Origin of the sequence: Vibrio tetraodonis (assembly GCF_003350295.1) — a bacterium.
GTDB lineage: Bacteria > Pseudomonadota > Gammaproteobacteria > Enterobacterales > Vibrionaceae > Vibrio > Vibrio tetraodonis.
In genome coordinates, this window is sequence record NZ_QLYY01000006.1 from 53,753 (window position 1) to 78,050 (window position 24,298).

Here is a 24,298-nt window from a genome sequence, read left to right on the forward strand (position 1 = left end):
AATAGGAAAGACTTATGACGTTGGCTTATCAGGTAAAAAATCCCTATACACAAGAGAGTATTGGTGAATTTCACTTTAGTTCAAAAGAAGAAATTGGAAACTGTCTTGAAACTCTTAAGAAAGGGCGTGAAGTACAGTCTAATCTGAGGGCTTTTCAGCGTTCTGATATCTTGCGCAAATTAGCGGGTTTATTAGAAACACATGCTGAATCTTTAGCAGTGATGATAACTCAAGAAACCGGCAAAACGATCGCAGATAGCCGAGTCGAGTTAACACGTGCGATTAATACCACCATTGCTTGCAGTGAAGAAGCACGTCAAATCCAGGGGGAAGTATTGGATTCAGACGCTTATGCACCTGCGAGAGGAAGAACGGGTGTGGTTCGTTACACCCCCATTGGAACCGTTTTATGTATTACACCTTTTAATTTTCCTATCAATATAGCGATGCACAAAATCGGCCCTGCTTTTGCTGCAGGAAATCGCATTATACTTAAGCCAGCACCGATTAATCGTGGTTCAGCAGCAAAGTTGGTCGAACTTTGCTACGAAGCAGGTATTGCAGAAGAAGTGCTGCAACTTGTTGTGCCTGATATTGATCAAATGGCTGGCTTAGTGAGTCATCCTGATGTCAACGCGGTTAACTTTACTGGGGGACATCCGGCAGCTGAAGCTATCGCTGCACATGCTGGCTACAAGAAAATGCTGTTTGAATTAGGAGGTAGTGACCCACTTATTGTAATGCCTGATGCTAATCTTGACGCAGCTGTTAATGCCGCTATTCAACAGCGTTTCGCAACCGCAGGCCAGCGTTGCACAGCTGCGAAACGTCTGTTTGTCCATCAAGATGTCTATAAAGAGTTCCGCGATATACTGGTTAAGGCCAGCAGTGAACTTGTTGTCGGTGATCCTGCTAAAGAAGACACGTTTGTTGGGCCGCTGGTCAATGAGCAATCTGCTATCCAAATCAAGGATGTGATTGATCAAAGTGTGAAAATGGGCGCTACTATTGCTCTTGGAGGACAAAGAGAAGGCAATATTGTATTTCCGACTATATTAGAGAATGTGCCAGATGATAGTCCGGTGATGACAGAGGAGGTCTTTGGCCCTGTTATTCCATTGCGTGAGTTTGAGTCTATCGATGAAATTATTCCTGTCATAAACAGCAGCGATTACGGCCTTCAAGCTGGTGTCTTTACTCATGACTTGAGAACAATACATAGACTATTCGATGAGCTGGATGTTGGTACCCTCGCGACCAATGATGGCCCTGGATTTAGGGCTGAGCATTTTCCTTTTGGTGGCGTTAAGCACAGCGGTATCGGCCGAGAAGGAATAAAGTATGCAATAAGAGAAATGTCGGTCACTAAGACGCTAGTGCTATAAACTTTTCCCCTATGGTGTGACAGTGCAGTTTGAAACTGTCGCACCATGTTTTTCTGTTCACACCAATTGAGATCTTGTTGTCTTTTTAAGAGCCTTTCATCCTTTGTACTATATTGTCTACTTTAAATTATAACCCTATATCTAAAAATACAACCGTTATTACCGATCAATTATACTCATCATATCTCTGTCAAGGTTTCATTTATTCTTAATAAAACTTAAATGATATGTACATGGAAAGTGATGTAATGATTCTGGAAAATAGTTCAATTTATGATATAAGAGAAGGTTTTATTAGGTAAAATGTTTAGAGATAAAACACTCTTATAAAACTCCAGTCATAACTGTGACTATGACATGATTGGAAAATGAGGTTGATTCCAGATTCTTTATCAATTAAATATAAAAATATAATTTTAATGTCGATTTTTACATTTGGCATTAACTTGTTTAAATTGTATTTTTAATTATATTTCTTTATGTGGAATTTCTCTTTTTAATAAAAAAAATCATTTTTGTTTTGTATCACAAAAATAAATATGACCACTATAGAGTATGTGTTTTGTGAGGTAACTTGTCGGCGGTTTATAAGAGGAAATAATGATGAAAACAAAAATAGCAACCGCTTGCTTCGTTACTTGTTTAGCTGCCCAAGTACAAGCGGAAACCCCTCAGACTGAAACCCCTCAAGTGTTTACAGATACAACACCAGAGGGAGTATTCAATAAGTTCGAAGCTGCGCACCAAACTGGTGAAAGTATGGTTGAAAATGGCTTTACTCTGCACCGCTGCGGCGTTCAATCGATACGCCAAGGCGGGCCTATGCAGCAGCAGATAGATATTCCGCATAGCCAATTTCAATGTTTATACTCCAAACCGGGTGAGCTTCCAAGTGATGAATCTGAGCTTGCGTATTGGCACCTGAACGTACTTTACAGTCATGATACGGGCTTATATAAGTCAGGAAATGTGTATACTGATGAATACCAGGTAAATGTTTACACGCTTAAACCTGCTTACTTACTTGATGTAGCGCCTCATTATTATAAGCAAAGAGCTCGTTTGCAATCACAAGGTATGACTGTTGGTAAATGTAATCTTCAGCAAATTTACTATTTTATGAAACCACAAGAAGCCACTTACCTTTCTCATGTAGCGACATGCCCAGTTTATGGCTCTGAAGGTGATATTTCTGGTAATATACAGATTGATATAAACCATACCCCAGCGAATATGGGTTATAGCGAAAGACAAGTTACGTACAACGCGACCCAATAAAATATTTGACGATATATAAGTAAGAATGGGGGCTTGTGCCCCCATTATTGGTTTTTATGTGTGGACTAGATTCTTTCTCCAGTCGGACCGACATCACCACATTTTCTGAACATTAGACCATAGCTATGAGTCAGTTTGCCATCAATGGTATCGAGAGTGATTAGTCCACTATTTTGACGATTGCGACGATTGTCCACCTTGATTTCTGATTTTATCACGACGGGCTCTGTTGCGTTACATGAAGACCAAACTAAACTTGGCAGTCCAAGGCGGTCACTGATTTGGTAGTTTTCAGAAATTGGTCCCGAGAACGCTGAACGTAGACGAGCTTCTTGACGCTCACCCGCGAAGAAATAAGTCGAGATTTGTTGTGCCATTACGTGTTCATCTAGGTCGGCATATCCGCGATAGTTAACGTCTGCAAACGTAAATGCGTATCCATTTGGAATTCCGAGTACTGCAGTGATCTGACAGTTTTTACGATTCTCACGTCTTGAAATATCAGGTCCAGCTTCAGCTATATATTCATCAAAACCAAGTACAAATGACTTGCCATCAGGTGCGATGGTTGAAGATACAGTACCAAAAGGACAGCCACTGCCTGAGCTTTGAAGGCTTTTGATGGTTACCTGAGAAGGATCAAGTTGGGCAAGTTCAATTTCAGCAAACGCATTAGTAGTTAATAGCGTGCTTGATGCTGCAAGTAGCGCAGAAATAGACAACTTCATTTTCAATTTAAACTCCTTTTTACTGATAGTGTTATTGCTAAAAATTATTGTAATTCAATAACTTATAATGGAGCGTTTAGACTAAATGAAAGTTGAAGAAAAGTCTTACCTTTGCCTCTTGTCGCTTTTCTTTTTTTATAAAATGAGGCTGCAAGCTCAGTTTACAGCCAAGTAACTTATGTAACTAACTGATTACATGAAAGAAAGATATTACTTCAATGAAGTTATAGTTTAGTCCGCTATTGTAAATTGAGCACTAACGGCAAAATGGTCGGATAAATCCCAAACTCCCCACATATCTTCTTGAAAATTGCGTGGTACAATAATCTGACTTGAGCTGTTCGAGATACTTCCATTGTTTCGATATAAGATATAGTCGAGACGCTCTCGGTCTGATTCCTCAGAATAACTTAGATGCTCATTGAGATACGGATCAAAACTGTATTCAAGTGAGCCCTCTAATGTAGGCTCTTCCATATCGATTACTCTTTGCATTTGCTCAAAATCTAAAGGGAATTTGTTTTTAGCAATATTGAAATCACCTCCAATGATCACGGGTTCATTATTAGGTAAATCTAGCTGGTCAATAAAAGTAAATATTTCACCGACCTGCAGTGTTCTAATGTTTCGATAAGCCTGAGAGTTCCACGCGCCGAGATGGATGTTAAAAAGGTGGAGAGGTGAATCTCCTTTCATAATTTTTGTATAAAGTATCCCCTTATCTGCTGAACAGTCTGTACCCTTACAGTTTTGAAATACATGTTGAGCTTGTTGAACAATGGGATATTTACTGAATGTTAGCACACCACCATCATACGTATTACTGCCGCCACCATTTAATTTATTGCTCATGTGAGGGAAGTACTGTTGCATAGTCCAGATGATGTCTTGTTCATTCTCGCGCCTAAATACTTCTTGCATAAAGACCACATCATGGTTGTGTATTGCATTGGCGATCAATTTGTCTCTTATGCTCATGTATCGACCGACATAGCTAAGCATCCAAGTATTGTATGTGACTATACTGAGAGTGTTTGGGTTTCTAGGTTGTGGTGGTTTTATTTCATCGATGACGAGAGTAATTTTATCGTACCCACCCGTGTAACTCGCTTTAAAATAATATTGATAGTTTCCCTTAAATTGCGCATAAATACTTCGGTCGGTATGATATTCATCCAATTCACTGGACTCCGGATCAGCGAAAGTATAAGAAATGTTTGATCCCCAAATAGTTCCTTCCAACTTTATTGCTAAAGATAGATGTGATTTACCTAAGAGTATATAAAAATCAAACACTTCTCCTGCCTTTACACCAGAATAGCGGCTAAGCTCTGCCGCATAGGTCTGTTTATAAGGCTGGAGCGGTTCTATGTGCTTTCTATTTATTAAACTAGTGAGACCGATGACATTGAAATCAATTTCACTGTTTGTGTTATTTAATATATATATACTAGTATCTGCATTTGCAGTGAATGTGAGTAATAGTAATATTATGGTATTAGATAGTCTTTTCATTGCTGCTCAACTTTTTATTATTTTAGTTAAAGCATTTTACTAAGTGCACCTATGTTTATTTGCTTTGTTAACCTATTTTTGCTAACTGTGACAAATTTGTAAAATTTTAAGGAGTTTTTAGTGAGAGACTCAAATATTAATGTTGACTTATCTCAATATTCGTAACTCGAAATTTGAGTTGATTAAGTATGCAAAGATAAATGCTTATTTATCCATATAGTTTAAATAATACATATAGATATACGATAACGTTATCGTAATCAAAAGTCATACTCAAATGTTGATACTTATCTCTAAAAAAAGTCTCCCATATTAACTCAATTAAAATCTAATTGTTTACTTCAATATAAATTAATATGCTCAATCGAGATAATTTCTTATTATAAATCAATGATTTGTAAGGAAATATTTAATACATAATCATTGGATTAATGAGAGTATTTTTTGCTAGTTTTACTCACGTTTTAAGTAATTCATGCTAGTTTGTTATTGATTTGCTGAATGTATATCTTCAATCTACCCGCTGGCAAAGTTGGAATGTCTATACAACTTTTTTGTGCTAAATCTGATGGAGTAGAGTTTTAAAATGAAAAAAATAATTACATTGTTGTCTGTTGCTGTGCCGTTTGCTGCGCTTGCTGACGACGCGCAAATCGAACAGTTCATGAAAGCATTTCATGAAAACCCTCAAGAAGTTATGGATAGATTACCGATTAAAGAAGGTGATGATTATCAGACAATGAGTGCTGAAGACATTGAACGAGTTCGGACTGAAATGCGTGATACTGTTATGGATAGGGCAGAACCTATGCTTGCCCCACGCTTTGCACCGAATTTGGGTAATGATAACCCAGCTCGATTAGTCGACGTCGGCAATGCCCTTATCCGTAACTTAACAGAATTGGATAACGCAGCACCAGACTCGAAACGCCTATCGGTTCAACCTTGGTCTGATACCTACTGGCCGCTCTATTCTGGCGCAGCAGCGTGGCGGTTTGCCGACAGAGAGCTCAACGCATCAAATTGGCAAGAGTATTATGACTTTTCGCATACTATAAAACCTCTTGATAGCTACTCAATTGAAAATCGTCATCTATTGTCACCAGCTGAAAAATACGATCTATTAGTCGGAGACAATAACTTTACCCTCACAAAGCGTTCTTGGGATTCGGGCAAAGGCTACTATGAGTCTCAAGGCAGAGTAGAACGTTGGATGGGACTTTGCCATGGCTGGGCAGCAGCAGCTTATATGCTTCCTCGACCTGAAAAATCAATCAATGTACCCGATACCAACGGTGAGATGATCAAATTCTATCCCTCTGATATCAAAGCGTTAGGTACTTTACTTTGGTCTGAAGCGCCGTTTAATACGCGATTCATTGGCGGCCGTTGTAACATTAAAGATCCAGCGAAAGATGAGAATGGTCGAGTTATCGAACCAGATTGTGTCGATAACAACCCAGCGAGCTGGCATTTATCAGTACTTAACCAGATTGGTATTACAGGCCGCAGCATGATCATGGATGCGACTTATGACTACCAAGTATGGAACCAACCAATTTTGGGCTATAGAGTGAAGTACTTTAACCCAGAAACCAATCGTGCATCGAATGATCCGGCAGAAGTGACGATTGCCATGGATGACTATAAACAAGATAAGTTTACCAAGTATCGTTCATCGCGCGCGGTTTCAGTAGTGGGAGTAGAAATGGTCGTTGATTACATGGTGGAAACTAACCCGACACATAGAAATTATGATAAGCCTCAGTTAGATGGTGTATCACGTGTAAGATACTACTATGACTTAGAGTTGGATGCATCGGGGAATGTTATTGGTGGTGAATGGTACCAAAATCGTCACCCTGACTTCTTGTGGACTCCAACGCCTCAAGCCGTTGCCAAATCATACTATGACGGCAGAGGAAGCTGGGATGTAACTCAATCTGTACCCACTAGCTGGCAATCTCAAGCACCAAGAGCGTCTCGTCATACTCAACCTATGACATCGATTGTGACGACTCTGTTTGAAGCCTCTTCAAACGATGAGAAACCTGCACAGGAATGGAAGCAGCTGTTAACACATCGCAATCAGTGTCTAGATGTTGAGTATAGTTCTGGTTCAGCAGGTGCTAAGGTATTTGGTTGGAGTTGTCATACAGGCGACAACCAACATTGGCAGCTAACCTCGGCTGGCAAGTTAATTAGCAAAGCAGCACCGGACATGTGTCTTGATCAAAACAGTCGTAACATTACCATGGAAGAGTGTAGTGATCGTCCTAACCAAAAATGGCGTTTCGAAAATGGCCAGCTCAAAAATGCTTTGGATAATGCACTAAGATGGAACGAAAACACTTGGCTAGTAGAAGCTGATGTGAATGGCAGTCAATGGGCTTGGAAGTAAAGTCTATTAGCTGAATGAACAATGGAGCTCGATAACGAGCTCCATTTTTTATGTTTACTGATAACAACTCCCTTCAAGTACCCAATACCAATAATGGCCATATGGATCTGAGTAGCTGTATGGGTCTAATCCCCAGCTATCTTGGGTGGCGGTAAACCTATTGCCATAATATTGGATTTGAGTACCTTGCGGATAATAGTCATTGGCTGACCACTCATTGAGTGCAGAACAAAGATCCTGCGGTTGTGGCTGTGGTTGCGGAGTTGGTTCTTGCTCGTCTAAATAAGCACTGACACCCACGTAAGCATCCGATGAGCCCGTTGCGCCTGTAACCATAATATATACATCGGCTTGGCCGACTCCACTAAAGCCACAATATTCACCATTGTCAGCGTTTGTGGATGCACAATCATTGTCTGCTAGAGAGGCAGGTCGATTAATCGCAACATACATGTCAACGTTACCGTAACCATTATAGGTTTGAACCCAAATATCCTGACTTGGCGCATTTTTCAACACAAAGTGTTGCTCGTCATTACCATTGGCGTCGACAGGTGTAGGTACATTGATTTCCAATTCACTTATACCTGGAGTAGGCGTTGGTTTGGGATTGGGGTTTGGTTGGGTTGAAGTACAATTTGTTACTTGAACTCCGACTTGTGCAAAAGCGCTGTGAACTGCTGAGCTTTCATAGCCAAGTTTTTCAGCTGCTTTACAGACTCCCTCTGCACCTTGCTGAAAGTTAGAGTTTGCTCGCCAGTATAATTGGTTAGCGGTTGCGTAGGCAATGAAAGCTTTTTTGATGTCCCAACCAGAACTCGTTGCTAGGTGATAGAAAGCTTTGTTGAAGATACCCGAGCTATTATGGACATCAATTCCGTTATAATATTGGTTGACATGATCGATGGAGCTGCCATCTTTGCTCGGTTGAATGAAGTATCGCATCGCATCGGAATACTTCATTACGTGCTCACCTATTTTCCAATTAAAACTTCCATTTACGTATTGGCTAAGTGCGGCGGCAGAAACATCAGAGAAAGACTCATTCATACCTCCAGACATACCCCTATACTCAAGGCCAGAGTTCTGCTCGGTAAAACCATGGCTGACTTCGTGAGCAATGACATCCCATGTCGCAAGCGGATACATGGACTGGTTGCCATCACCAAATGTCATTTGCCGTCCATCCCAAAATGCGTTGCCATAGTTTGTTCCGTAATGCACACGCATGGTTAGCTGTTGTTGTAATGGTTTAGTGTTTAGCCAATCCATATACATATCAAACACACGTTGCCCAAAGTACTGAGCATCATTCATCGGAGCATACGCCCCATTGACTGCTCGGTTACTGTTCGTATTACAGCTAAATTGATGTACTTGTCCACCATACTGTTGATTCTTCATATCAATAGTTTTGACGTTTTGGCTGTCCATTTGACAGTACTGATTCACTTCAAAACCACCATAATGTGTCGTGGGACTGAAATAATATTTACCGCTTTTTTGGTTACCGCCAGGGCCCTCTGCTTCGATAAATGCGATTCCTTCCCATTGATCAAGAATCTCCCCATTTTTGGCATCGACTAATGTAATTGGTCTTGATGGCGACATGCCTTTCATTTCAACAAGATCAACTTTATATACAAGATGAGCCACTTGTTGCTTGTCTTGCCAGATCATTAGATTGGCCCTTGGCTCACCAATCGGGCGAGATGCAAAGCCTGTATTGGCGCCTTTTACAAGGTCTATGGCTTGGTCGGCGTTAAACATAGGCATGGTAGAGCCAATGTCTGAGCTAATACCTGTGAGAACTTGTCCATCAAGAGGGGTTATATCACCCTGATTGGAAACTTGCGCAACAATAGACTGACCGTATACCGGAACACCAAAATGTAATTGCTGCTTGCGCAGTAGAGTGTTGCTTCCTGCTTGTACATGATTAATTTCTCGATATGCCAGCGGTTGGCTAGAGGGTGAATAATTCTTAGACGCTGTCTGATTAAGTATATGAGAGAGGTCGATCCGCGAGTGATCAACTATGTTTGCCGCTTGCGAGCCAAATGTTATTGGTAGCAAGAGAAGTAAATGAACATTACGCATACTTCACCTTTGTAATTATTTCAGTTAGTTGGGGTAAAAATTGCGCTTCCAGAGTAGTGTTCATTTTCAACAAAAATAACTGCAATTAATTTTATATGGGCGATTGGTTCAAAATGTTTAACTTATTATTATTTCGAATGAGATCTTGGTTCTAAGATAGATATTTATAATTTTAATCTGACTATTAATAATTCTTTAACTTATTGTTATTTTTTATTTTATTCTGAGGATTTTGTATAACACAGGCAGTAAAATAATGGATGAATTCTGATGCCGATTGCTGGGTCTTAAAAATTCGGTCACGTTAAAACTATGTAAAAAAAATTCATTACTATGCCTATGCAACGCGTTAACGGTTATCATGGTGGAACTTATAACTAAGTAGTCACAGTGCTACACAAATAATTAATGGAACAAACGCATGGCTAAATCTTGGCTGATATCAACTGCATGCATTGTATTTATAGGCAGTGGTGTCTGGGTCTATTTACATTCTTCAAGTAGTACAGATCCATTTCCTATCTTAAATGTGGAAAAAGGAACGATTGAAAAACAGGCAATGGCAGTGGGTAAGATAGTGCCATCACATGCCATTTCGATTAAATCTCCCATCGAAGGAATTGTTGGCGAAATATACGCTCAAGTAGGACAAGACGTTCAACGAGGCCAACCTTTGGTCAAAGTCAGTCCGAATCCTACGCCTAAGGCACTCACGGACGCGTCTACTGAGTTGATGCTCAGTGAGGCGGAGTTGGAATCCGCCAAACAAAAGCTGTCAAATTTGGCTGAGTTGCTAAAACAAGGTGTTATTCCGAGTAATTATGATGAGTATGTAAGCGCTCGTTCCCAAGTGAAATCTGCCAATGCGACGGTATTACAAAAACGGCAAAATCTAGCGTTAATTCAAAGTGGTGAAGCTTTAATTGGTGATGAACATTTGACCTCTACCATTTTGGCACCAATAAGTGGCACGGTTTTGAATCGTAAAGTTGAGGTTGGGGAGCCGATTATATCGACAGAGTCCAGTCAAGCTGCGACAGAAATTATGTCTCTGGCTGATATGAATAGCATGATATTCAAAGGCAGTGTCAGTGAACATGATGCGGCTCAGCTGATTACAGGAATGCCGGTTTCTTTATCGGTCGCACCTTATCCCGATATAGAAATTAAGGGTGTTATTACTAAGGTTGCTATTCAATCTGAAAAACTCAACTCGCCAGATAATACGGACACTACAAAGAGTTTTGACAATGGCTTTGAAATAGAAGTTGGTCAACTCAACATTCCAGACAATGTGACTTTGCGATCAGGCTTTTCATCGACGGCGAAAATCACACTTAAAAAGTCTCAAGATGTCTTAACGCTACCTGAACGAGCGTTGAAATTTGAAGGTTCTAAACTCAATGTTTTGATTGCAGATAATTCAGAACAAGGTTTTCATCAACAGGAAGTGGTGTTGGGTTTATCGGATGGCATCAAGGTCGAAGTGCTTGAAGGTGTGAGTTTGGGAGAAGAAGTCATTGATAATAGTATGATGGGAAGCGATCATGGCTAGTCAACGTCTTTTTAGCATAACGAGTTTGTTTTTGGCGATTACGTCAAGCGCTTCCTGCTTTTCTTTAACCATGGATCAAGCGTGGGAACTGGCAAAAAAACATGATCCTGATTATGAAATGGCTCAGATAGATCTCCAAATTGGGGAAACGGATGTTTCAGTAAACCGCAGTGCTTTACTTCCATCACTTGATGCCAATGCTTCATCGAATTGGAACCAAGATAGCGATAATACCAACTCATATAATCTGGAGTTATCTCAAAAAATTTGGGATAGCAGCTTGTGGTCAAACCTTGATCAAGCACAGGCCAACTATCTCAAAATCGAGCTTGAATTGGCGAAAGCACAAGGTGATTTGGCACAAAAGGTACTCGCAGCTTATTTAAATGTTGCCAGTGCTCAAAGTCAATTATTATTGGCGGAAAAGAAGTTTGCCGAGGGCCATAAACTTCTCAAAATAATAGAGAAGCGTTATCGCGCTGGTAAAGTGACGTCAGTAGACGTTGAAGAGATAAAAGCGACTCAGATCGCCGAAAAATCAAGGATTCTTGAAGAGAAAGCTAAACTAAATTCTCAGATAGCGCAGTTGGCTGCTCTTGTTAATCAAACTCCAGAACATGTAGAACAGATTAAGACGGACTCTCTTGTAGAGCCGAAGATGTTGGTTAAATCTGAATCTCAATGGATGAAGTTATCCATGGACAAGAGTCCAGAATTGTTGGCAGCGACACAAAGTGTGAAAGCAAGCGAGTTTGCTCGCCAATCAGCCCGAGGCGGCTATTATCCTACCGTCTCTGGTAATTTGGGTTATCGCGATGATGATACCAATTCAGATGGAGAATTTAACGCTGGGCTAACCTTGAATCTTCCCATTGACCTCAACGGCTCGACGAAAGCCAAAGTCGAGGCGGCATCACTTAATGTACTGAAAGCAAAGCAATACAAGCGTAAGATAGAAATCGATATTGAGAAAAGAATTAGGCAGCAATACAACCAAGTAAGCATTAATTGGGAGCGTGTATTGATGGCGAGTTCTCTGGTTGATTCTAATGCTAGAGTGCTCAAAAGTAAGCAGACTCTTTATGACGCTGGTAAATCTGAAGCCTCTGATGTGATTGACGCTCACAATCGCTTATATGAGGCCAAGGTTGGTTTGGAGACGAACCTATACAACTACTGGCAAGAAAGAATTGATCTGTTACATACATCTGGTCAGCTTGATGATGGAACGATTCTGACCATTTCACAGGCCTTTCATTAATGAAAACCTTATTGTTACAAACATGGGTGACCATAATGGCTCATCGTACTAAGAGTATCTTGGCAGTGGTGGCTATTTCTTGGGGTATGATATCAGTTGTTACTTTAATGGCGTTAGGTGAGGGCTTTTACCGCAAGCAGAGTCAGTCATTTGCCTTTATGATCAATGATACTCAAATCATTTTCCCTTCAAGAACGAGTAAACCGTGGCAAGGAATGCCAACGCGACGAGAAATTAGCTTATCACAAGACAATGTGGACCAGCTTAAACACGCTGATTTTGTTGCCGATGCTGCTGCGGTTTATGCAAAATGGGATGCTAACGTGTCTAGTATGATGGGACAGCAACTTGCAACAGGTGTTGGAGGTGTTGACTCGGCTTACTTCCCTTTAATGAAACGTAAACTCAGGTTGGGATCTAGGAATATTTCTCCAAGTGACATTAAAAATCACACCAGAGTAGCAATTATTGGTGATCAGCTTGCGCAAATGGGTGGATTGAGTGTCGGTGATGATGTGAAAGTCAATGGGATTCCTTTTCGGGTGATTGGTATTTTGGATGATGAAAGCAGTGGTATTTCATTTGGTGACAGTCGGAGAGTCTTCATCCCTCAAACCACTTACCGTGACCTATGGAATGATAAAATTTGGATGATCTTAGCCAAGTCTGCTTATGATGCAGAAACGACTTATTTTAGGAAAAATATCATCGCATTTTATGCCCAGCGACTCCATTTTGATCCAATGGACCGAGACGCCTTGTCGTTTTTAGATATGAGTGATAGTTCTGATGTAATCATCAATATCTTGAGGGGCATTCAGATATTTCTTGCTGCCAGTGGTGTGATGACCATGGCGGTAGGAGCGCTTGGTGTTGCAAATATTCTGTTTTTGTCTGTAACAGAGAGGACAAGAGAAATTGGTGTTCGACTTGCAGTGGGGGCGACCCCAAACATTATTCTCAGTCAATTTATTTTTGAAGGGCTAATTCTTGTAGCCATAGGAACCACGGTAGGACTTGGGCTTTCGCTGGGCTTAGTAGGAATCTTGTCTATGGTGACCCTACCAGAATGGATAGGTGACCCTGCTGTTACTCCACAGGCAATTATAGTTGCTTTGCTAGTGACTTTTTGTCTTGCGTTTCTTGCCTCTTATTTTCCAGCAAGACGTGCATCGCGTTTGACCCCTGTTGTTGCTTTAAGTGCAAAGGCTTAAATCATGTTGCTGCCAATAAGACAAATTTTTCAAGAAATGGCGTCAGAGAAGATTCGATTTGCTTTGACGGTTCTAGCGGTTGCGTGGGCAACCTTATGTATTGCAGGCATGCTGGCTGTGGGTGAAGGGATCCGCCTTGGTGTAATGAAAACCGCGCAAAATGGTAATGGCAACCTCATCTATCTGACGGGAGGCATTGCTACTATTGACTTTGGCCGTTTTTATATGGGCAAGCCTTTGGAGCTAAAACTCGATGACTCCGAGATTGTGAAGTCTCTCCCAGAGGTAAAATCAGTAGCACCAACTGCAATGTGGGAAGAGGATATAACCGTTGGGGATAAATATACATGGCGTCAGCCTTTGGCTGTTAGCAATGAATTTCAGTCCATGACCAATCTTAAACTTCTTAACGGTGGCCGCTGGTTTAATGTTATTGATCAGCGAGAGCAGCGTAAAGTGGTTGTACTAGGGTATACAGTAGCTGCCGAATTTTTTAACTCAGAAGAGAGCGAAAGCTGGTTTGATACTGTGACGCTCGAAGTAAACCCAGTGGGTAAAAAAGTTAAAATTGGTGATGAGGAATTTACAGTAATTGGGGTTTTGAAAAAAAATAGTGCTGATATAGAGCAGGGTTACCCTATCGACTATTCAAGTTTTGTCCCTCTTGAAACGTGGAAGCGTTATCACCTTGGCGGTGATATTTCTGCAATCAATGTTGAGCCCCATCAATGGGCCGATCGCATCAGGCTTGCAGATACTATACGTCAAGTTTTGGCTCGTAAGCATGGCGCAAGCGTCGAAGACAGACAGATTGTTCAGGTGGAAGATAGGTTCCTTGACCAAAAAAGCATGCGTCAGTTTCTTGTGGGTCTGCAGAGCTTTTTAGGCATTATTGGATTTGTTACTCTGGCGGTAGCTGGGGTAGGAATCGCTAATGTTATGTATGCAACAGTAAAACGTTCTACGCGAGATATCGGTGTACGTATGGCTGTAGGAGCAACGCCGACCGCAATTCGCTTGCACTACTTAGTTCAGTCGTTGGCCACTATGTTGACTGGAGGAGGGCTCGGGCTCATCACCACTTATTTACTCGTATGGACTATTGCCGCGATTGATCTCGAAGGCAACATGCTTTACGAACATCTTGGTAATCCAATCCCGCAACTGTCTTGGTTAGTTGTAGCCATTGTGGTTTGCACTTTGGTCGTAACAGGTGTTTTGTCGGCTTGGTTACCGGCCAACAGAGCAGCTAAAGTCACGCCAATGGAGGCCTTGCAGAGTGAATAACTCAGAGAGTAATACAGATATGGCTGAAAATTTACTGGTTAAACTCAATGGTATATGTAAATACTATTCCAGTGGAGATACGGAAGTTAGAGCTTTGGACGAAGTAAGTCTAACTATTGCTCAAGGAGAGTTTTTATCCATATTAGGACCATCAGGTTCAGGTAAGTCGACATTGATGAACATTTTGGGTTGCTTGGATAAACCTACCCAAGGAAGTTACCAGCTTGATGGTCAAAATGTTGCTTCCTTGACGAGTAACCAGTTGGCGGAAATTCGTAACCAGAAAGTGGGTTTTGTATTTCAAAGCTTTAATCTTCTCGAATACGCGACGGCGTTAGATAATGTTGCTCTTCCCCTGGTCTATTCAGGTATCTCAGCTAAGGAGCGTAAGCGTCGTGCTAGTGAGCTACTTAAGCAGGTAGGTTTGGGCGATCGTATGGAGCATAAGCCAAACCAATTGTCTGGTGGCCAGAAACAGAGGGTGGCAATTGCTCGAGCCCTAGTTAACGACCCGCAAATTATATTGGCTGATGAACCTACGGGTGCTCTGGATTCAAAGTCTGGCGCAGAAATCGAAGCCTTATTCAATCAATTACATTCACAGGGCCGGACTTTGATTATAGTGACTCATGATAACTCCCTAGCCGAGCGTACCAAACGTGTTATCACTATTAAAGACGGTAAACTTGTGTCTGATAGAAAACCTGTTGCCGTGGAAATATAAATCAACATGCGCTGATTCATCTGATGAATCGGCGCATGTCATCAACGCTTGCAAGACTATCGGCTTTTAATCAGAGATAGTTGATAGTTAAACTTGGCGGATGGGCCATGAACCTGATTAGCATATAAGTTATGAGAATCAAACATATAATGATTCATTCCTTTGTGCCAAATGCCGATATACCACTCTCGATTGTTACGACTATTAAACTTGGCAGCAAGTTCTGCTGGCCAAGTGCTGTACTGAATATGTTGGTCGGTAATAACTAGAGAGATATCGTGTTGTTCTTGGCCTTCTAAATTGAATATACGTAAACGTATTGTGTCTCCAACTTCTGCAGGGCCGAAGTTAGAGGGAATGAAGTAGCTGAGCACGGAGAGCGTATCATCTAGCTCATTAGCCAGTGAATTTGGTTCAGGACTGCTCTTATTAGAGGTAAACGAAATATCACTGCAGTTATAAAAGCCTTCTCCTGCCGGATCTTCACGTTGCCATCGGGTAAACAGAATAGCGTCCCCACTTCTATTCGGTGGCAGGGTAATGGTGATTTCATAATTGCGGTTTGAATCGACGGCAATATTTCCCGCTGTATCGACTAATTCCAAATCTGACCATGTTAGTGGGTAGGTAGTGTCATACTCGGGTTTACTCAGGTAGAACTCCCAATATGAGGGATTATGAGGGGCCGTTGCATGAAATATGAGTTTGAATTGATGGTTTGGATCAAGTGTTATCGGCGTCTTTTGCCAGTCGGGTGATGTGATATTGAGTCCTGATTTGGCAGGGTCACCTGCACTACACAAATTTGCATCTGGTATTGATGTTTTTACCTGTTCTATATCCCAATATTGACTGACGTTAATCGCAATTTCGTTACGTTGGACAAACTGAAAAGCTCCGGATTGATCGAATGCAGCTTGGCATGCTGCGTTTGGGATGCTGTCCTCCCAAAAGCCCCCATCAAGGTAACAAATATTTTGTCGAGCGTTCGGATATTCTACCCAGCCATGGGCGCGTACGGTTAACGAACAGAAGGTCAATAGGCTTGTAATAGTAAGATAGGTCGTTGTGCAGGGTTTCATAATATCTCCTTGCAAATATTATTATTGCCTGAAAGCACAATATATGTGTACTCAACGATCTCAACCTAGCAGTAACGCCACGATTATCTCGGTAAAACTCAATTAATATCTTTTTACTCTGCTAATTTGGAAGCCTGTACTCAGAGATATGGAAATGTTTGTTGAAATATTCAATCAGACTCGAGTCACTTCAAATTCAAATTATCTTATCGGATAAAGACGTTAAACAATTGCCGCTCATTGCAATTGATTAGACTAACAGCTAAAGCTTAATAGGTGTGCAGGTTAAAAGCAGCTAATTAAGGTAGTGTTATGTTTAAAAACTTGTCGTTAAAGAAAAAATTAGCGATGTCTGCAAGTGCGGCCATTATTGTAGGGGGGATGCTGGTAGAACTTGTATCCTTTAGGGCTTCTCTGCAAAGGCTAGATATTGAAGTCACACAACGGTTAGAAAGTTCTACAGCTTCCTATAATCAATACGTTTCTGACTGGATAGAATCAAAGGAACGAGCGCTTACATCAATCACGCCAGACGCGAACATGGATTCTATTGTCAGTAACCTCAAGCAGGTTAAAAACTCTGCTGGTCTTGATAATGTATTCCTTGCCTTCCCAGACGGCTCACAAAAAAATGCTAATGGTGTCGTTTTGCCACCAGGTAACGATGATCCTCGCAAATGGGGTTGGTATATCAATGCGATGAAGGCGCCTGACAGGGTCTTTATGGACAACCCTACCGTTGCCGCAGCTACGGGAGCAAATGTCGTTTCTCTAGGTGGCGTAGTGACCCTTGGTGGCGGTAAAGTAGTTCTCGGTGCTGATGTAGAAATTACCGATATCATCTCGGGCCTGAATAAAGTTATATTACCTGGCGAAGGTTATATGTTTATTGCCAATGAACAAGGCAACGTATTTACACACAGCAATACTAAGCTACTTAACCAATCAGTTGAGCAGCTCGGCTTGAGCTTTGATGATATTAAGCGTGCGATGAACTCAGGTAACGATATATACACTGAGGTTAATGGAGAATTGAGCGTCGTCTATGCTTCTCAAGTAAAAGGAACCTCATTAATCACGGTGACAGTGCTTAATCGTCAATCGCTGGTATCCCCTTTGTATGGCGCGATGTGGGGTCAGGTTTTCGTCACAATATTGGTCGTTATTGTGTGTACTTTCCTCTTTAACATGCTGTGTGGAATACTATTTAGGCCGTTGACAAGGGTGTCTCATGCATTGGAGCAGATTGCTCATGGTAGTGGTGATCTTACCCAAAGGCTCGATATCTATAGTAATGATGAGGTAGGCCAACTTGCCAACAACTTCAATACGTTCGTTGGTAGCATGCAGAACTTGATCGGACATATTCGTGAGCAATCTGATCACCTAACTAAACAGTCAGACATTAGCAACCAGCGGGCAAACAGAAATGTCGACGAGATTAACCAACAGCAAGAAGAGATTACCATGGTAGCGACTGCTGTGACTCAAATGGCCTCGGCGACAGCAGAGATTGCTTCTCATGCAGAGCAGACCGCACAGTCAGCTCAAGATTCTGCAAAGAACACTGAAAATGGTAGAACAGTGGTACTGGAGAACAAGAACTCTATTCATCGTCTAGCTGAAGAGTTAGACGAAGCAAGTAATGTTGTTGGAGAACTCAATCGTCATTCCCAAGAGATATCCACTGTATTAGCCACCATTCAAGGGATTGCCGAGCAGACCAATTTGCTTGCGCTCAACGCTGCGATTGAGGCGGCGAGGGCTGGGGAGCAAGGGCGAGGCTTCGCTGTTGTTGCTGATGAAGTGCGCGTACTCTCCCAACGAACTCATGATTCGACCGAGGAAATTAAAGCGACGATTGACACACTGCAGGCAACAACCTCTAATGCTGTAAAATTGATGGAGAATAGCTCTAAACTCGCTACACATTCTGTTGAAGATGCTGACAAAGCGAGTGTTGCTCTTGAAGAGATTAACAATTCAGTGAAAAACATCAGCGATATGGCAACTCAAATCGCGACTGCCGCAGAACAGCAAACTCATGTTACTAATGAGATAACGCAGAATGTCACACTTATTAAAGAAGTTTCCGATCAATTAGTTAATAGCGCTCAGGAAAGTTCACAAGAAGCGGGCTCGGTTAGGGAGCTATCAGGTGAATTGATGACAAAAGTGTCAACCTTTAAGCTCTGATTTCAAATATATTTTAATCAATCAAGGCACTCTCTGAGTGCCTTTTTATTCATGGCTGATAAGTTGACTGTATATGAAGGTTTACAAAATTTAGAATATAAAATTTGTTGCGTAATGTTTTTTAGAGCATAAGTTTGAATTTGGGAATATAAAAATAAACCAAAAAAAGGACTTATCGATGAAGATGAACTTATGCAGCGTCGCGTTGGCTTTGACGTTTTTATCTACACCTACATTTGGAGTCGCAGACACAAGCTTACCTGTCATCGCAGATGAGATTAAATACTCTTTAACACAGGCTGAGCTTAAAGCGGTAGATGGGTTTAAATCGACTCAACTGATCGAACATAAGGGGGCTACATTTGTAAAGCTCCACTTCAAGGAGCTTATTTTACCCAAAGGTACATCTATAAGAATCCAATCTCCCACAACAGGAGAAATGGTTGAGTACGATATAAGTCAAAGTAACTGGTACGCTCAATCGATTTCAGGCGAATCCTTGACTATCGAGTTAGTTGCAAATTCGAATGGAGAGTATGGGCGATTTGAATTGGACCATTATATGGCAGGCCGGGAAGTCATAGGGGAAGAGTCAACTTGTGGTGTCAACGAACGTCGTGATGTTGCTTGTTGGGAAGATTCCCACCCAGATAAAGTTGCTTGGAGTACGCCTGTAGCGCGTTTATTGATCAACGGTAGAAGTCTATGTACAGCTTGGCGTGTTGGACCAAATAATCATATGTTCACCAATAACCATTGTGTGGAAAGTGCGTCTGAACTAAAAAATACTGAAGTTTGGTTTAACTACCAGCGAACCAGCTGTAATGGTTCTATGGCAACAACCGTCAAAGTAATGGGTAATGAAATACTCAGCACAGATTATACCTTAGATTACACCTTATTTACTGTCGACGATTTCGCTAAAATATCTTCGTTTGGTTATCTTGGGCTAGATGCATCTGAGCCCGTTTATGGTGATGGTATTTATATTCCTCAGCATGGTGCAGGTAACCCTAAAGAGCTTTCAATTGAGAGTGATAAAAATGGCTCAGGAATGTGTCAAATCGATCTGGCCTCCGCGAATGGGCGTGGTTCCAATACAGATACGGGTTACTTTTGTGACACCATCGGGGGCTCTTCGGGATCACCAGTATTAACAACGGCGAACAACAAGGCGATCGCGCTGCATCACTTCGGTGGATGTGAGAACCAAGGTGTGAAAATCAGTAAGATTTGGCCGAAAGTTTCCAGTTATTTTAACGGTGTTTTACCTGACGGTTCTGTGGGACAGCCTCCAGGTGACGGTGCTACTGAACTAAGTTTGGATACGCCACTTTCAAACCTTTCAATGACTATGGGTGAAGAAAAAATGTTTGTTCTTCGTGCGGCAAATCGGACGTCTGATGTAACAGTTTCGATCGCTTCTGGCACAGGGGATGCGGACTTGTATGTACGAACAGGACAACCACCAACAACCAGTACCTATGACTGCAGACCGTATCGCTCGGGAAGCACGGAGTCTTGTGACGCTGTGAATGCGGGCGAAGACCTTTACGTGATGCTTCGAGCATACAGCGGTTTCTCTGGAGTGACACTTTCGGTCTCTAAAAAATAGATTAATGGTTAGGGGGTGCTTTGGCACCCTTTTTTTATTTGTCTAATGATATAAATGTGACAATTTTAGCTAACACCCTGCTGTAAATGGAATAATTCTCAAAATATAAATAATTATCCTAAGTTTTGAATGTTTTCTAAAGTCCCGTGGAGGCGATAATGAAATACTCAAAAACGTGCTTGGGGATAGCACTTTCTTTTACCTCGATGTGCGCAATCTCGGCAGATAAAGTATGGGTATCTATAGGTTCAGATGCAGCGGAGACCATTACAGCAGTTGGAGCAACATCTGTATTGCCCGCCTCTTTGGCTAATAATGGTCATGCTTGGGTGGGGCAACTGGATGAAACTCAGTTAGCGGGTCTATCGCATGATATGCATGAAGAGCACCATCGTTGTGGTGGTTACATGGTTCACCCATCACTACAAAGTGCGATGTTGGCAAGCGCTATGCCTGTAACTATGGATAGCTTTACCATCCCAACCTTATCTCAACAGGCGCTTGTCTTACCTTGGCTTTCGCAGGTAAGCTCGGCTGAAATTACCCAAACCATTCGCTCTTTGATGAGCTTTAACAATAGGTTTTACACCACCACATCTGGTGCGCAAGCATCTGATTGGATTGCGAATGAATGGAGAACCTTAACGTCAGGACTTGCAAATTCGAATGTAATTCAGTTCTCTCACCGTGGATATAACCAGAAATCGGTAATTTTAACTATTGAGGGAACAGAATATCCGGATGAGTGGGTGGTCATGGGAGGCCATCTAGATTCTACCATTGGCCCAAGAACCAATGAAAACTCAATTGCGCCAGGTGCAGATGACGATGCATCGGGTATCGCTAGTGTCACTGAGATTATACGAGTATTGTCAGAAAATAATTTTGCTCCAAAGCGTTCTATGGCATTTATGGCTTATGCGGCTGAAGAAGTCGGTTTAAGGGGCTCGCAAGATATTGCTAATACCTATCGTTCGCAAGGCAAAAATGTGGTATCTGTATTGCAGCTAGACATGACTAACCACAAAGGCTCTGCACAGGACATTGTTTTCATCACGGATTATACCGATAGCAGCTTAACTCAGTTACTTACCAATTTGCTTGATGAGTATTTGCCATCTCTAAGCTACGGCTATGATCGCTGTGGATATGCATGTTCGGACCATGCTTCATGGCATAATGCGGGCTACTCAGCTGCTATGCCGTTTGAATCAAAGTTTAGTGATTCTAATCGACATATTCATACCTACAGAGATACTCTTGAGAACTCAGACCCTACAGGGGCCCATGCGACCAAGTTTACCAAATTGGGTTTAGCGTATGCAGTTGAGATGGGTAATGCTAGTGGTGATAATCCTCCAACAGATAAGGTGTTAAAAGACGGTGTACCGGTCACTGGATTAACAGGCGCTACAGGAAGTGAAACTTTTTACACCTTCGAGTTGGACTCTGTTAGAACCCTAGATATCAAAACATCTGGTGGTTCTGGCGACATGGATCTGTATGTAAAGTTTGGTTCTAAAGCCAGCAAGCAAAATTGGGATTGTCGTCCATATCGATACGGTAATAATGAAACTTGCACCTTTACGAATGCGTCTCCAGGGACATATTACGTGTTGTTGAATGGTTATTCGTCATTTTCCGGTATGACATTAGAGGCATCGACTCGGTAGTTTTGATGTGTGGGTGGCTTTAGGTTGTGCCATCCCACCAATTAAAGTGTTTTTTTAGTCAAATTAGTAAGTTTTCCTTCACTTGAACCTCTCCTAACTATCTATTCTCACAGCGAAAAATAAAACAGTATAATATTTATTGCATATAATTGTGATATAAAGCTAAGGTTATAGTGTTGGCTGGGTGTATTGATGGTTTGACTATGAGCTTAGACTCAAGTATTCACGGAACAAAAGTGAATAGCCTACAAATAATAACAGACCTGATCGCATCCTTACGTTGTTTTGTTCGCTCGTACATATAGTGAGGAAGCGTAATGAATATTGGTTTTAAAACTCGTATCTATCTCGGGGTGGGGTTACTCGTCACTCTATCTCTTACCGTGCTGGGCACTTTGAACATACTCTCCATGAAAGAAAAAATGATCACTGGATTGGTGAGTGAAACTCAAAACAAGCTTAATTTTCATGTTACCGAACTTGAGCAGATGATGAAGTTTCGCATCGATGCAATTGCTTCAGGTGCAGAGCAGTTCGGTACGAAGTTAACAAGAGAAGAGAATCAGAAGTTAGTTACTTTATTGGCTCAAAGTGCAGGTTTCGCAAATGTGATTGTCACTTACGAAGATGGTCGCAATTATATGTCGATTGAAAACGCCAGTCGCTTTGATTTTCGAACTAGGGGTTGGTACAAAGCAGCGAAGAATGCATCATCTGCTGCCCTAACGGATATATACCAGGATAAAGTGACAGGAGACCGGGTTGTTAGTGTGACTATGCCGATAAAACAAGATGATATTGTCGTCGGGGTGCTTCTCGGTGATATTCAACTTGGAGAAATTATTGATAGGGTAAGCAATATGCGTTTTGCGGGCGGTGCTGCAACGCTGACCGATAGGAATGCGGTCTTTTTTGCTAGTGATGATCCAAATGATATAGGAAAAACACCGTCACAGGTCAGTGCTAATTTCTCTCAGATGGAACAGATGTTCGCCAATCAGCAAAGTGGGCACCTGAGCTTTCCATACCTCGGCATACAATTTGACGGCTATTTTCAAAGGGTCAATTTAGCTGATGATATGTATTGGACCTTGATGGTGTTTGTGGATAAGGCAACAGCGCTCGCTGAAGTTGATAAAGCTGAGCGTGAAGCGATTGTTATGGGGACTGCGTTATTTGTTATAAGCTTTGGAGCTATTTTTATTATCATCCACTATGCATATAAACCTTTACTCATACTCAAAGCAGCGGTTCTTGACCTCTCTGAAGGAAATGGAGATCTTACTCAGCGTCTTGAAGTCACCGGCAGGGATGATTTAGGACAGATTAGTCAGGGGTTTAACGAGTTTGTACAAAGCCTACAAAACATGATGATCAATATCTCTCAAGCGAGCGAAAATATATCCACCAATGTCAGTGAACTCAGAGATACTGCGCGAGATAATGAGGCTAAGCTTCTTAACCATTCGAGCGAAACGGAACAAGTCGTGACCGCTATCACTCAAATGAGTGAAAGTGCGCGAACAGTAGCGGAGAGTGTTCAACAGTCAAATAAAATCACTGATGCAGCCAGTTCAGAAGCACAATCTTCATTAAGTATTGTCAACAACGCTGTTTCAACGGTGAGTACCTTGGTTACTGAAGTTGAGGATATGGCTGGTCGTATAGGAAGTATGAAGAAAGATGCCAATCGTATTAGCGACGTACTCACTGTGATTGGTGAGATTTCCGAACAAACCAATTTACTCGCTCTCAATGCAGCCATTGAAGCTGCTAGGGCGGGAGAGCAAGGTCGAGGGTTTGCCGTTGTCGCCGATGAAGTCAGGGCTCTCGCTGCAAGAACACAAAATAGCACCTCTGAAATCTCGGATATGTTGAGCCAATTGCTTGATGGAACTGATCGCGTGGTGAGTGCAATGGAAGCCACTAAAGGGCAATGTCAGTCAACCGCTGAAAAAACTTCTGAGGTATCAGAAAGCTTGGGTGTTATGACAGTTTCAGTCAAAGAGATTGATGATGTCAGTACACAAATCGCGGCAGCAACAGAGCAGCAGAGCACGGTTGCAGAAGAGTTGAGTCGTAACATGTTATCCATTCGCGAAATCGTCGATTCTCTGGTAAGTAGTGGGCAACAAACGGTATCAGCCACAGAGTCTTTGGGCGATTCAAACCATGAACTTGAAAGGTTAGTAGCCAACTTCAAACTGAAATAATCTTATGTCTTAGGGATAAACTCTTGAGGTAAGAACATGCTCGGCAAACTGTGCTCTGCGCCAGAAGATGG

At 41.8% G+C, this 24,298-nt stretch carries 16 protein-coding genes; 12 read left to right on the plus strand and 4 right to left on the minus strand.

The window, feature by feature from the left end:
• Positions 1 to 14 precede the first annotated feature (14 nt).
• Complete coding sequence (gene safD, locus DPF90_RS02530; RefSeq protein ID WP_114784377.1) at positions 15 to 1,385, plus strand: sulfoacetaldehyde dehydrogenase SafD; 1,371 nt, start codon at positions 15 to 17, stop codon at positions 1,383 to 1,385.
• 600 nt (positions 1,386 to 1,985) lie between these two features.
• Positions 1,986 to 2,663 (plus strand): hypothetical protein, encoded by a 678-nt coding sequence (locus tag DPF90_RS02535; protein ID WP_114784379.1) that lies wholly within the window; start codon positions 1,986 to 1,988, stop codon positions 2,661 to 2,663.
• 65 nt (positions 2,664 to 2,728) lie between these two features.
• Here the strand turns inward: DPF90_RS02535 and DPF90_RS02540 are convergent, their stop codons facing one another.
• On the minus strand, positions 2,729 to 3,391 hold the full coding sequence (locus tag DPF90_RS02540) for a DUF4360 domain-containing protein (RefSeq protein ID WP_114784381.1): 663 nt from the start codon (positions 3,389 to 3,391) through the stop codon (positions 2,729 to 2,731).
• Between the two features lie 231 nt (positions 3,392 to 3,622).
• Positions 3,623 to 4,906: a sphingomyelin phosphodiesterase gene (locus tag DPF90_RS02545; protein WP_114784383.1), complete on the minus strand. Its 1,284-nt coding sequence runs from the start codon at positions 4,904 to 4,906 to the stop codon at positions 3,623 to 3,625.
• 586 nt (positions 4,907 to 5,492) lie between these two features.
• Between DPF90_RS02545 and DPF90_RS02550 the strand changes: the two genes are divergently transcribed.
• Positions 5,493 to 7,307, plus strand: a complete 1,815-nt coding sequence (locus DPF90_RS02550) for a ricin-type beta-trefoil lectin domain protein (RefSeq protein ID WP_114784385.1) — start codon at positions 5,493 to 5,495, stop codon at positions 7,305 to 7,307.
• A gap of 54 nt (positions 7,308 to 7,361) precedes the next feature.
• Here the strand turns inward: DPF90_RS02550 and DPF90_RS02555 are convergent, their stop codons facing one another.
• On the minus strand, positions 7,362 to 9,407 hold the full coding sequence (locus DPF90_RS02555) for a M4 family metallopeptidase (RefSeq protein WP_114784387.1): 2,046 nt from the start codon (positions 9,405 to 9,407) through the stop codon (positions 7,362 to 7,364).
• Positions 9,408 to 9,828: 421 nt separating this feature from the next.
• On the opposite strand from DPF90_RS02555, the gene DPF90_RS02560 reads away from it, so the two are divergent.
• The 5 genes from DPF90_RS02560 to DPF90_RS02580 are packed head-to-tail and all read left to right on the plus strand — an operon-like array spanning position 9,829 to position 15,448.
• The gene (locus DPF90_RS02560) at positions 9,829 to 10,962 is read left to right on the plus strand and encodes an efflux RND transporter periplasmic adaptor subunit (protein ID WP_114784389.1); all 1,134 of its coding nucleotides are present in this window, start codon (positions 9,829 to 9,831) and stop codon (positions 10,960 to 10,962) included.
• Positions 10,955 to 12,223 carry a TolC family protein gene (locus DPF90_RS02565; protein WP_114784391.1) on the plus strand — a complete coding sequence of 423 codons (1,269 nt, stop codon included), beginning with the start codon at positions 10,955 to 10,957 and terminating at the stop codon, positions 12,221 to 12,223. Before DPF90_RS02560 ends, DPF90_RS02565 begins: the two co-directional genes overlap by 8 nt.
• The gene (locus tag DPF90_RS02570) at positions 12,223 to 13,437 is read left to right on the plus strand and encodes an ABC transporter permease (protein WP_114784393.1); all 1,215 of its coding nucleotides are present in this window, start codon (positions 12,223 to 12,225) and stop codon (positions 13,435 to 13,437) included. Before DPF90_RS02565 ends, DPF90_RS02570 begins: the two co-directional genes overlap by 1 nt.
• A 3-nt stretch (positions 13,438 to 13,440) precedes the next feature.
• Positions 13,441 to 14,724 (plus strand): ABC transporter permease, encoded by a 1,284-nt coding sequence (locus tag DPF90_RS02575; RefSeq protein WP_114784395.1) that lies wholly within the window; start codon positions 13,441 to 13,443, stop codon positions 14,722 to 14,724.
• A 19-nt stretch (positions 14,725 to 14,743) separates the two neighbouring features.
• A complete protein-coding gene (locus tag DPF90_RS02580) occupies positions 14,744 to 15,448 on the plus strand; it encodes an ABC transporter ATP-binding protein (RefSeq protein WP_114784819.1) in 705 nt (234 codons plus the stop codon).
• A 56-nt stretch (positions 15,449 to 15,504) separates the two neighbouring features.
• On the opposite strand, the gene DPF90_RS02585 is transcribed toward DPF90_RS02580, so the two are convergent.
• A complete protein-coding gene (locus tag DPF90_RS02585; RefSeq protein WP_114784397.1) occupies positions 15,505 to 16,530 on the minus strand; it encodes a lytic polysaccharide monooxygenase in 1,026 nt (341 codons plus the stop codon).
• Positions 16,531 to 16,842: 312 nt separating this feature from the next.
• Here DPF90_RS02585 and DPF90_RS02590 point away from each other — a divergent pair, with 312 nt between their 5' ends.
• The 4 genes from DPF90_RS02590 (at position 16,843) to DPF90_RS02605 (ending at position 24,227) form a co-directional block, all read left to right on the plus strand.
• Positions 16,843 to 18,726, plus strand: coding sequence for a methyl-accepting chemotaxis protein (locus DPF90_RS02590; RefSeq protein ID WP_114784399.1), 1,884 nt, complete (start codon positions 16,843 to 16,845; stop codon positions 18,724 to 18,726).
• Positions 18,727 to 18,904: 178 nt separating this feature from the next.
• A complete protein-coding gene (locus DPF90_RS02595; protein WP_114784402.1) occupies positions 18,905 to 20,341 on the plus strand; it encodes a serine protease in 1,437 nt (478 codons plus the stop codon).
• 158 nt (positions 20,342 to 20,499) lie between these two features.
• Positions 20,500 to 22,014, plus strand: a complete 1,515-nt coding sequence (locus tag DPF90_RS02600) for a M20/M25/M40 family metallo-hydrolase (RefSeq protein WP_114784404.1) — start codon at positions 20,500 to 20,502, stop codon at positions 22,012 to 22,014.
• A 317-nt stretch (positions 22,015 to 22,331) separates the two neighbouring features.
• The gene (locus tag DPF90_RS02605) at positions 22,332 to 24,227 is read left to right on the plus strand and encodes a methyl-accepting chemotaxis protein (protein ID WP_114784406.1); all 1,896 of its coding nucleotides are present in this window, start codon (positions 22,332 to 22,334) and stop codon (positions 24,225 to 24,227) included.
• The last annotated feature ends 71 nt before the right edge of the window (positions 24,228 to 24,298 follow it).